Consider the following 10,283-nt stretch of genomic DNA (forward strand, 5'->3'; position numbering starts at 1 on the left):
CGGCTATCGTGCTGCGCGCCACGATCGAAAGGGATTGTGTATGACCTGCAACTGGCTCCGTACAGCGTTCCTTCTCGGGCTGCTCGGCTCTGCCGCCGGTTCGATGACGGCGCATGCCGAAACCGTCGTGCTCCGCGGCGGCAGCCTTTACGCATCGCCCGACGCAGCTCCGCTGCCGGACGCCGTGATCGTGATGACCGACGGCGTCATCAGCGCGGTCGGCAAGTCCGGCGACGTTCAGGTGCCCTCCGATGCGCGCGTGATCGATTGCAGCGGCAAGACTGTCGTGGCCGGCTTCTGGAACAGCCACGTCCATTTCACGCAAAGCTCCTGGCACAATGCCGGTGCCGCTCCCGCAGCGGCGCTGACGAAGCATATGCAGGAGATGCTGACGCAGTGGGGCTTCACCACGGTGTGGGATCTCGGTTCGGATCCGAGGGACACGCTGCCGCTGCGCCAGCGTATCGCCGCGAACGAAGTCGCAGGTCCCAACATCCTGATGGCCGGCAGCATCTTCCCGAAGGACGGCCATCCCGCCTACCTGCCGGCCGACATGCAGTTGCCCGAGGCATCCAGGCCGGACGAAGCCACGCAACTGGCGCGCAGCTACGTGGACCTCAAGCTTGACGGCGTGAAGCTGTTCACCGGCGTCTACAAGGGAAACAAGCCGGTCGTGAACATGGACCCCGCGATCGCCAAGGCGGCCGTCGACGTGGCGCATGCGGTGGCCAAGCCGGTGTTTGCCCACCCGCAAAACAAGACCGGCGTGGAGACGGTGATCACGGCAGGTGTCGACGTGCTCGCACACACCGTACCCAGTGAAAGCGCCTACACGGCAGAGCAGCTGGCGCGGTTCAAGGCGCAGGGCATTGCGCTGATTCCGACCCTGTCGCTGTTTACGACCGTCGTTCTCGATCCCGCTGTGACAAATCGTCTGATCGCGACAACCGTCAACCAGCTCAAGCAGTTTTCGGAGAATGGCGGGCCGGTCCTGTTCGGCACCGATGTCGGCTTCACCACGCTGTACGACACCACGCAGGAATATGAGCTGATGCATCGCGCACTGTCGGAGCGCCAGATCCTGGCTTCGCTGACGTCGAATCCGGCGCAATACTTCAAGGCCGCGAAGAAGGGCAGGGTGGAGCAAGGATTCGACGCCGATGTCGTGGTGCTCGACGGCGACCCCTTAAGCGATGTACACAATCTCGCAAGGGTGACCTACACGATCCGCGCTGGTCACGTGATCTATCAGAAACCGTGAAGACACAGCATACGCGCCGTGACTTGAAGCGCCGCCGCTGAACAACGACATCCTGGTCATGAAACGCTTATTGATCACGGCTTGTGCGGCGATCTGGACGGCGGGTGCGACTGCCGCATTTGCGCAAGTCATCCCGCCGGGTGGTTCGATCTTTAATCCGCCGCCGCCCAGGCCACCACCGCCGCCGAAGATCGAGGTACCGGCGATTCCCAAGATCGATGCGCTGCCGACGCGCCCGAGCGTCAGTTCCTCCGGCCGCCCATCGTTCAGTGATCGGTTCAGCCGATGCCTGGACGAGGGCGGCGCCGCCGGGCTGAACCAGGCCGATCGTGCTTCCTATGCGAGGTCCTGTGCCAATCAGGATTAGGGCGTCGTCTCATAGACGTGTCCGAGCTTCGCTCGCACACCCTGTTCTACGGCACGGATCGAGACTACTTTGCGTCGCAGCGCGTTGCTGCCTGCTTCGGTCTCCGGCTTCGCGGAGCCAGCCTGCGGATCGCGTAGCGATGACCGACTGACGCCGTGGTGCATGGTCGGTGGCGATCTTGCGATAGCAGGCCTAGCGTTTGAATTGCGCGAGAAACGAACGTCACCGTCAGATAGGTTCTGTCGAATTGCCTGCGCAGGACCGCAATCGAGATGGCGCCGAGCCGCCAGGTCGGGCTCTGCACCAAGAAATCGTAGAGCGCGTCATGCGGCGCGATCCATGCACCGCGCAGGCTGCGATCGAAGAATTGCCGGGCCGTGTCCGCGTCATGCGGCAGGCCGTTGGAAAACTCGGCGCTGCCGCGGCCAAAATGGGCGTGGACGTTGCGGATCAACGATTCCGGCGAGTGGAACCCGGCGCCGGCCGTATCGGCGGCCTGCGAGGAATTTGCCGCGTCCCATCAGCTTTATTTGCCGTTGTCCCTGACATATCTTGCAGGCAAGTCCCTCGGAACGAAAGCCGGCCGGCGCGATGCGCGAACTCTTCGACGAAGTTGCAGGACAATCCCCGATCGATCCGCAGGAGGCGGTGCGGCGTCACATCCGTGCGCCCCAGCGCAAGCGCTTCTACACGAGCGCCGGTGTCGCCGAGGCCGACGGCGGATTTTCGGTCACGCTCGACGGCCGCTCGATCCGCTCGCCGTCGGGCAAGCCGATCGTGGCGCCGACGCGCGGGATCGCCGATGCGATCGCCTCGGAGTGGAATGCGCAGGGCGAGACCCTCGATCCCGTGACCATGCCGCTGACGCGCCTCGCCAACAGCGTTGTCGAGGGCGTGATCGATCGCATCGATGAGGTCTCCGAAGATGCCGCGAAGTTCCTCGGCAGCGACATGCTGTTCTATCGCGCCGGTCATCCCGAGACGCTGGTCCAGCGCGAAGCCACGCATTGGGACCCGATTCTGTTCTGGGCCGCCGACACGCTCGGTGCCCATTTCATCCTCGCCGAGGGGATCGTGCATGTCGGCCAGCCCGAGGCCGCGATCAAGGCGGCGCGCGGGGCGTTTCCGGACGATCCGTGGTCGGTCGCGGCGCTCCATATGGTGACGACGCTGACCGGCTCGGCGCTGCTGGCGCTGGCGCTGGCGCATGGGGTGCGCGACGAGGACCAGGTCTGGGCCGCAGCTCATGTCGACGAGGACTGGAACATCGAGAGATGGGGCGTCGACGAGGAGGTCGCCGCGCGCCGCGCCGCCCGGCAGGTCGATTTCAAGGCCGCGGCGAGCATTCTCCGGGCCTTGGCGCCGGCTGTCGGTTAACGGGTGGTTTAGGACGCTCGGCTAGCCTGCCGCACGATCTTACCGGCCGGCCGAGACCCCGACATGGCGACCACCATCAACCCCGTGCTGCCGGTGCTCGCGCCCCAGGAGACGGGGAGTGTTGCGCCGGACCTCACGCTGCAGGCCGGCAGCGTGGTCAATGCGCAGGTGCTGAAGGTGCTGTCCGCCGATCTGGTGCGGATCGCGATTGCGAGCCTGTCGATCGACGTCCGGACCGAAGTGCCGCTGCAGCAGGGCCAGAGCCTGCAGCTTGCGGTCTCAAGCACCCAGGATGGCGTCCGCCTGCAAATGGTCGGCTCCAATGCGACCGGGACGGGCGCATCGGGCGACGCCGTCAAGCTGTCGCCGGGCGTTGTCACCGGTGTCGGCGCCGCATCTCCCGTGAATCCCACCACGTCGCAGCCTGTGCTGACGCCGCTCGAACATGTCGCCGTCACCGCAGCCGTGCAGAGCGCGGCGACGGCGCAGGGCAGCCAGGGGCCGCTGTTTGCCAATCTGGCCGCGATCGCGTCGGCCAATCTGCCGCCGAAGCTGCAGGCCGCGATTGCCCAGGTGCTGGCGCAGCAGACCAGCCTTGACGACAATCTCAGCGGCGAGGCGATCAAGGCCCGCGTTCCAGAAATCCGGCCTGCTGTTCGAGGCCTCGCTGGCCTCGGGGGCGACGCCGTCGAACGGCAACGTGCCCGATCTCAAGGCCGCGCTGATCGTGCTCCGCCAGGCGCTGCAATCGTCGCTCGGAACCGCGGATACCGCACGGTCGGCCGCTGCGCCGGCGCCTCAGGCGACGTTGTCGAATGTCGGCGCAGCACCGGGCCTCGTGCCGCCCGAGCTGCCCGACTTCGAGGTGGTCGAGATCCTGCTGCCGCAGGCGCGCGTTCCGGTTGCGGAGGATCTCACGACGGGCGGTGCGCGCTTGGTCGGTGCTCTTGCTGACGCGCTCGATACCGGACCGTCGGCAGGCGGTGCGCTCAATCTGCTTCAGGAAGCCTTGCACGAGCTCGGCGGTGCGGCACGGCACGGCGCCGGAGCACAGGAGATGCCGAATGGCGACGTCGCGCGCACCAACACGCCGCCGCCGCCGTTTCGCGGCGCGCTGCCGGCCGCGCAGGCGATTGCCGAGCCGTCGATTGCGCCGGATACGCCGCTCGCCGCCACCGCGCATCGCCTGCTGGACAACACCGATGCCGCGCTTGCCCGGCATACGCTGCTGCAGGTCGCCTCGCTGCCGGATCGTGGCGACGCGCAGCGTGCGCAATTCGACGCGATGACGCGCTGGAATTTCGAGGTTCCGTTCCTCACCCCGCAGGGAACGGCGATGGCGCAGTTCGAGATCTCCCGCGACGGCGGCAGCGAGGCTGTCGAGGCGAGCAAGCGGGTATGGCGTGCGCGCTTCACGCTCGACCTCGAGCCGGCCGGGCCGGTGCACGCGCTGATCTCACTGAGCGGCGAGCGCACGTCGGTGCGGATGTGGGCGGAGCGGCCGGCCACCGCAGCTCAGCTGCGCGCCGGCGCCACCGAGTTGAGCCAGGCGCTTGCCCGGGCCGAGCTTACGCCCGGCGAGATCGAGATCCGCGACGGCGCGCCGCCGCAAGTAACGCCTGCGCGCGCTGGGCATTTCCTGGACCGCGCGCTATGAGCGAGACCAGATCCCAGCTTGCGGTCGCCCTGCAGTACGACCGCTCCGGCGCGCCCCGAGTCGTCGCCAAGGGCAGGGGCGCGATCGGCGCCAAGATCATCGAGGTCGCGCAAGCCCATGACATTCCGATCGAGGAGAACGAGGTGCTCGCCGGCGCGCTCTCCAATGTCGAGCTCGGCGAGGAAATTCCGACTGAGCTCTACAAGGCCGTCGCCGAGGTGCTGATCTTCGTGCTGCGCCTGTCGGGCCGGGCACGATAGCGCGCCAGGGACAGATCCTCGTTGCCATCCTTTTACCACGATGGCATCAACCATCGTCGTCAGCCTCACGAACTGTCCAGGACCCGCCGTGATCAATCGCCGCCATGCGCTCGGTCTGTTTGCCGCAGCTAGCATCCTGCCGTCCCGCAGCTTCGCCAACGTATCCTACCAGCGCAGCGAGTTTCGCGAGGATCTTGCCAAGCGGTTCTTCGATCTCGGCACTCAAGGCACCTTCGTCGGCTACAAGATCGACGATTATCTGATCATCGCGAGCGACAAGAACCGGTCGGGCGAGGGCAGGCTGCCGGCCTCGACCTTCAAGATCCCGAACTCGCTGATCGCGCTTGAGACCGGCGTGGTACAGGACCCCGACAGGGACGTGTTCAAGTGGGACGGCATCACGCGCGGCGTCGAGACCTGGAACAAGGATCACACGTTGCGATCGGCGATCGCGGTCTCGGCATTCCCGGTCTATCAGGAGATCGCGCGCCGGGTCGGCGAGGAGCGGATGAAGAAGTACGTCGACATGCTCGATTACGGCAATTGCGACATAGGCGGCGGCATCGACAAGTTCTGGGTGGCGGGCAATCTGCGCATCGATCCGATCCAGCAGGTCGATTTCCTCGACCGGCTGCGCCGTGGCGTGCTGCCGGTGTCGAAGCGCAGCCAGGAGCTGGTGCGCGACATTCTGCCGGTGACCAAGGTCGGCGACGCCGTCATTCGCGCCAAGACCGGACTGACCGACAAGGAGCACGGCTCGCTCGGCTGGCTGGTCGGCTGGGTCGAGAAGGGCGATGCGGTGACCGTGTTTGCGATGAACATGGACTGCAAGACGCAAGCGCAGATCGACGCGCGGATGAGTGTGACGCAGCAATGCCTCGCCGATATCGTCGCGTTCTGACGAGCTGACCTACGCAGCTCGCGATGGCGGAAGAGACCGTGCCGTCAGGCAAGCAAGAGGCGTTCAAGGCCAGCGAGAAATAGCTGCGACGGGGGACGTGATGACATTCCTGAGAACGTCATCACGTGCCGACGTCTGTTTGCGTCGCGCTAATGCCGCGAGAGTGCGAGCGAGACCTCGGTTACGCCGCTCTCTTGTTGCGGGCGGATCGACACGGATTGCCGGCCACCACGCGTCGTCAGCGACAGGTTGGCGGAAAAATTGTTGCCGCGGGCGGCGGCTTCGACGTGATCGCCGGACGCGCGCCCCGATATCGTTCCGGATGCATTGCGGCTCGCTTCAGTCCATGCGCCGGAGATCGCGCCGCCGCGATATTCGACCTCGCTGGCCAGATCGAACTTGTAGCTCTCGCTGGCGCATTTCAGCGACAGGCGAAGCTCGGAGCCGGTTCCGGCGACGTCGTAATTCGCCCGGCAGCGCAGCCGCTCCCGCGCGCCGTCCGACGTGGTCAGAATGCCGCCGCCGGACCATGAGCCGGCCATGGCGAGGAAAGGCGAGGCGGGCGCGGCTTGCAAGGGTGATGCGAATACGCCGAGTGACAGCAGCACGAGGCTGGTCCTCGCGAGTGTGGAGTGAGACATCTTGACCTCCTCTGGGGTTGATGCGCCTCAACGCAGCAGGGTTCCAAAGGTTCTTAAGCTGACCCGCTGACGCCGGCCGGTTCCGCGAGGATGAAGCGGATTATTGGCGGATCGCCCGCTGCAGCGCCGACATCACCTTGGGGTCGCGGGATTGCGCGACGTTGAAGCGCATGAAGGCGGCGGCCGATTGCGAGGCGCTGAACACATTGCCCGGCGCGAGCACGACATTGTCTGAAAGCGCCGTGCGCGCGACGTCGGCGGAATCGCAGCCGTCGGGCAGGCGGCACCAGAGATAGAAGCCGCCGCGCGGCATCAGCCATGGTTCGATTCCGATGCGCTGCAGCTTCTCGCCGACGTCGCGCCGGGCGCGCGCCAGGCGGCGGCGCAGCTCCTCGACATGCTTGCGATAGAAGCCGCTCGCAAGCACGCTTGCGATGACCTCGGTTGCGACCGCGCTCGGGCCGCCGAACCCGGTCGCAACCTGCAGATCGACGAGATCCTCGATCCAGTCGGCGCGCGCGGCGATGAAGCCGCAGCGCACGCCGGCCGACAGCGTCTTGGAGAAGCTGCCGATCCGGATCACGCGATTGAGTCCGTCGAGCGCGGCCAGCCGCGCCGAGGGTTCGGGCTCGAAATCGGCGAAGATGTCGTCCTCGACGATGGTCAGGTCGTATGTCGCAGCGGCATTCAGCAGCCGATGCGCGGTCTGCGGCGACAGCGTCGCGCCGGTCGGATTATGCAGCGCCGAGTTGGTGACGTAGAGGCGCGGCCGCTCGGCTTCCACGACTGCCTCGAAGCGTGCGACATCGGGCCCCGATGCGGTGTAGGGCACGCTGACGATCTTGACCTGATGGGCGCGGAGCAGGGCGCGAAAATTGAAGTAGCAGGGATCGTCGACCAGCACGGAGTCGCCTGGGCGCAGCAGGAATCGGCAGATCAGGTCGATCGCCTGCGTGCCGGAGGCAGTGAGCAGCAGCTGCTCGGGCGGCAGCTCCAGTCCCTCGTCGGCGAACCGCGCCATCAGGATCCGGCGCAGCGTCAGCGAGCCGCGCGTGGCGCCGTAATCCGAGAGCACGGCGTCCTCGGCCCGCGCGAGGCTGCGGAAGGCGCGGCGCAGCGCCTCGGTCGGCATCCAGTCGGCCGGCAGCCAGCCACAACCCGGCTTCAGCGTGGCGCCGTCGGTGTCGAGCGACTGCCGCGACACCCAGAACGGATCGACCGCGCGATCGCGCTGCGGCTGGTCCTTCGTCAGCGCCAGCGGCGGCAGCGCGGTGGCCGAGACATAGAAGCCGGAGCCGGGCCTCGCCCTGATCAGACCCTCGGCGACGAGACGGTCATAGGCTTCCACAACGGTGGAGGGGGAGACGCCCATACTGGCGGCGAAGCTGCGGATCGAGGGCAGGCGGTCGTCGGCGACCAGCGCGCGGCTCGCCACCCTTGCGCGGATCGCGTTCATCACGTCGGCGGTGCGCGTCGCCTTGCTGTGCTGCGATGGCTGCTGCATGTGTATGCCTACCTTGACCCATACAGTTTGGCGCTATTGTACTGATCTGTAGCTGCCTTGGCCAGCCTGCGCCGTCTATCCTCCACCATGGAAAGCGAGGTGCGATGAGCGATTCGAGAGCATTGTCGGGCGAGGCGATGGGCAGGGCGTCGCTCGACGGCTGGGGCAGTGGCCTGTTGGGCGTGATCATCTTCAGCGGCTCGCTGCCGGCGACGCGGGTCGCTGTCATGGGCTTTTCGCCGCTGTTCCTGACCGCGGCGCGCGCCCTGATCGCGGCGGTGCTCGGCGCCGCGCTGCTTGCCGTGTTGCGGCAGCCGTGGCCGAAGCGCGAGGACCTGGTGTCGCTGACGATCACCGCGCTCGGCGTCGTGCTCGGCTTTCCGCTGCTGACCGCGCTCGCGCTCCAGCACATCACGTCGGCGCATTCGATCGTCTTCATCGGCCTGTTGCCGCTCTCGACCGCGATCTTCGGCGTGCTGCGCGGCGGCGAGCGGCCGAAGCCGCTGTTCTGGCTGTTCTCCTCGCTCGGCAGCGCCACCGTCGCCGCGTTTGCGATATCGAGCGGCGGAGCGGCGTCGCTGACCGGCGATTTGCTGATGGTCGCCGCCATCATCGTCTGCGGGCTCGGTTACGCCGAAGGCGCGACGCTGTCGCGCCGGCTGGGCGGTTGGCAGGTGATCTCGTGGGCGCTGGTGCTCTCGGTGCCGCCGGTGCTGGTGCTGACGATCGCGACGCTGCCGTCGAGCTGGGAGGGCATCGGCGCTCCGGCCTGGCTCGGGCTCGCCTATGTTGCCGTGTTCAGCATGCTGGTCGGCTTCGTGTTCTGGTATCGCGGCCTCGCCGTCGGCGGCATCGCCAGCGTGGGCCAGTTGCAGCTGCTACAGCCGTTCTTCGGCCTCGCGCTGGCCGGTCTCTTGCTGCACGAGCAGGTGCCGTGGACGATGATCGCCGCGACCGCGCTCGTCGTCGCCTGCGTCGTCTTCGCGCGCCGTTTCGCGTGAGGTGACCCACTGTTCCATCCCGGTCATTGCGAGCGAAGCGAAGCAATCCATCACTCCGCAAGTGGAGACATGGATTGCTTCGTCGCTTCAGCGCAAAATTGCTCTGCAATTTTGTCGCGAGCTCCTCGCAAGGACGGTGGTGTAGAACGTCACGAACTCTCAAGAAGAGTGTGCTCTTCCGCCGCTACCCCGGCCTGAACAGCGTCGTCAGGAAGTCGCTCACCGCGTTGCGGGCCTCGATCGCGGTGGTCGGATTGCCGCCGACATGCGGGCCGAGCTCGACACAGGAATCCTTGTAGCTGAAGGGCGCCTGGGTCGCCGCGTTCATCAGCACGCCGCCTTCGCCCTCCTTGATGGTGCAATGGCGCACGGTCTGTGAGCCCGTTGCCTCCACCACCGCGTTGGCGCCGATCAGGCCGGCATCGAAGCCGTGCGCGGAGTCGGGATATTCGGTCAGCTCCACGTCGCGCTTGGCCTCCTTGAGGCGCGCGACATAGGCCTCGCAGCTCGCCACCGGATTGTAGTCGTCGGGCGCGCCGTGGAATATCCGGATCGGGCGCGCCGCGACCTCGGTGTCGCCAGCGTAGCTCGTCGAGCAATCCGGATAGAACGGGATGTAGGCCGCGAATTGCAGGCCGGACTTGTTCCAGAGCTTGTTGAAGCGATCGAGGCTCGCATACAGCGCCGCCTGTCCGCCGCGCGAAAATCCTATCAGCGCGATCCTGTTGGGATCGACGCGGGGATGCTTCGCCAGGATGTCGAGCGAATGGTAGATGTCGAGGATCAGATTGAGCCGGCCGAGCAGGGCCTGGTTCGGACCGGTCGCGGTCAGGCCGCGGCCCGAGAAGCCGTCGATCACGAAGGTCGAGATCCCCATGCTGTTGAACTGGCGCACCCAGGCGTCCATCGTGCTGCCGACGCCGCTCGAGCCGTGCATCAGCACCACCACCGGCAGCCGGCCGGTGCCTTGCGCGATCCTGAGTTCGCCGCCGACCGTCACCGGCTTGCCATTGGCATCGCCGGTCAGGAATTGATGGTCGGAGATCGTCAGCGAGGGGATGGCGTAGATCTCGGTGCGGGCCGCGATCTCCTTGGGCACCTGCTGCGCGCTGGTCTCGATGCAGGTGAACAGCACGGCGCAGCAAAAAAGGATGGCGGTCGCGGCCAGGCGCCAGTCTGTCAGCATCGGCTCACCCAAGATTTTCGCAAATAGCGCGTTTCGCAAACGGCGTGTTTCGTGGATGGCGGCAACTAGACCAATCGAGCGGCGGGCTGTCAATTTGCCCGGTCAGTCACCACGTCGTCATGGCCGGG

General features: G+C 66.4%; 10 protein-coding genes and 1 pseudogene. 7 read left to right on the plus strand and 4 right to left on the minus strand.

What is annotated here, in order from left to right; all coding sequences use genetic code 11:
* The first annotated feature begins 40 nt into the window (after nt 1–40).
* Together AS156_RS02360 and AS156_RS02365 are read left to right on the plus strand one after the other, a co-directional pair.
* The gene (locus AS156_RS02360) at nt 41–1,261 is read left to right on the plus strand and encodes an amidohydrolase family protein (protein ID WP_066499625.1); all 1,221 of its coding nucleotides are present in this window, start codon (nt 41–43) and stop codon (nt 1,259–1,261) included.
* Nucleotides 1,262–1,319: 58 nt separating this feature from the next.
* Nucleotides 1,320–1,628, plus strand: coding sequence for a hypothetical protein (locus AS156_RS02365; protein WP_066499480.1), 309 nt, complete (start codon nt 1,320–1,322; stop codon nt 1,626–1,628).
* Between the two features lie 64 nt (nt 1,629–1,692).
* Here the strand turns inward: AS156_RS02365 and AS156_RS43690 are convergent, their stop codons facing one another.
* Nucleotides 1,693–2,082: a hypothetical protein gene (locus tag AS156_RS43690; protein WP_066499482.1), complete on the minus strand. Its 390-nt coding sequence runs from the start codon at nt 2,080–2,082 to the stop codon at nt 1,693–1,695.
* Between the two features lie 137 nt (nt 2,083–2,219).
* On the opposite strand from AS156_RS43690, the gene AS156_RS02375 reads away from it, so the two are divergent.
* From AS156_RS02375 to blaOXA, 4 genes and pseudogenes are all read left to right on the plus strand, one after another.
* Entirely contained in the window at nt 2,220–3,005 is a 786-nt protein-coding gene (locus tag AS156_RS02375) for an ATP12 family chaperone protein (RefSeq protein ID WP_066499483.1), read from the plus strand.
* Between the two features lie 63 nt (nt 3,006–3,068).
* Nucleotides 3,069–4,662: pseudogene (fliK, locus tag AS156_RS02380) on the plus strand (flagellar hook-length control protein FliK).
* Entirely contained in the window at nt 4,659–4,922 is a 264-nt protein-coding gene (locus AS156_RS02385) for an EscU/YscU/HrcU family type III secretion system export apparatus switch protein (protein WP_066499484.1), read from the plus strand. Before fliK ends, AS156_RS02385 begins: the two are co-directional and overlap by 4 nt.
* A gap of 88 nt (nt 4,923–5,010) precedes the next feature.
* The gene (gene blaOXA / locus AS156_RS02390; protein ID WP_066499626.1) at nt 5,011–5,823 is read left to right on the plus strand and encodes a class D beta-lactamase; all 813 of its coding nucleotides are present in this window, start codon (nt 5,011–5,013) and stop codon (nt 5,821–5,823) included.
* A gap of 149 nt (nt 5,824–5,972) precedes the next feature.
* Here blaOXA and AS156_RS02395 read toward each other — a convergent pair whose 3' ends face one another.
* Complete coding sequence (locus AS156_RS02395; protein ID WP_066499486.1) at nt 5,973–6,464, minus strand: hypothetical protein; 492 nt, start codon at nt 6,462–6,464, stop codon at nt 5,973–5,975.
* Between the two features lie 100 nt (nt 6,465–6,564).
* Nucleotides 6,565–7,968 carry an aminotransferase-like domain-containing protein gene (locus AS156_RS02400; protein WP_066499490.1) on the minus strand — a complete coding sequence of 468 codons (1,404 nt, stop codon included), beginning with the start codon at nt 7,966–7,968 and terminating at the stop codon, nt 6,565–6,567.
* Nucleotides 7,969–8,072: 104 nt separating this feature from the next.
* Between AS156_RS02400 and AS156_RS02405 the strand changes: the two genes are divergently transcribed.
* Nucleotides 8,073–8,969 carry a DMT family transporter gene (locus tag AS156_RS02405; protein WP_430641772.1) on the plus strand — a complete coding sequence of 299 codons (897 nt, stop codon included), beginning with the start codon at nt 8,073–8,075 and terminating at the stop codon, nt 8,967–8,969.
* A 184-nt stretch (nt 8,970–9,153) separates the two neighbouring features.
* Here AS156_RS02405 and AS156_RS02410 read toward each other — a convergent pair whose 3' ends face one another.
* Entirely contained in the window at nt 9,154–10,155 is a 1,002-nt protein-coding gene (locus AS156_RS02410; protein ID WP_066499499.1) for a dienelactone hydrolase family protein, read from the minus strand.
* Between the last annotated feature and the right edge of the window lie 128 nt (nt 10,156–10,283).

The sequence above is a fragment of the Bradyrhizobium macuxiense genome (genome assembly GCF_001542415.1).
Classification (GTDB): domain Bacteria; phylum Pseudomonadota; class Alphaproteobacteria; order Rhizobiales; family Xanthobacteraceae; genus Bradyrhizobium; species Bradyrhizobium macuxiense.